This window comes from Glaciecola sp. SC05 (assembly GCF_041380235.1).
Classification (GTDB): Bacteria; Pseudomonadota; Gammaproteobacteria; order Enterobacterales; family Alteromonadaceae; genus Glaciecola.
Genome location: NZ_JBGIYY010000069.1, coordinates 1 through 314 on the forward strand (window position 1 = coordinate 1; position 314 = coordinate 314).

Genomic DNA, 314 nt, shown 5'->3' on the forward strand with positions numbered 1-314 from the left:
ATTCGACAGACTGCCCCGGAAACTCATGCGTAATACGCGCAACGGTTTCGATGATTTGCTCATTTCGTTTTAAGTCTTTATCAATATCGCGATGCTTACTTTTGTCGCTTTTAAGGTCGCTCTCAAAGTTTCGCAGCTCTGTGCTCGCGATCTCAAAGGCACTTTGCGCTAGACCATTTTTGTTTGCATGCTCCGTAAGCTCCCCCTGCAATTTATCAAGGCCCTTTTGCAACCATACAAGGCCGGGCTTTACATCACCTAACATTGCCAAGTAGGCGGTAAAGTCCTCACGGTTTTTTAATATTTTTCGATAT

At 44.6% G+C, this 314-nt stretch carries 1 protein-coding gene; it reads right to left on the minus strand.

Features of this window, described 5'->3' with window-relative positions:
• Positions 1-314: hypothetical protein (locus tag AB9H30_RS19415; RefSeq protein ID WP_371196443.1), on the minus strand; the 314-nt coding region annotated here is incomplete at both ends.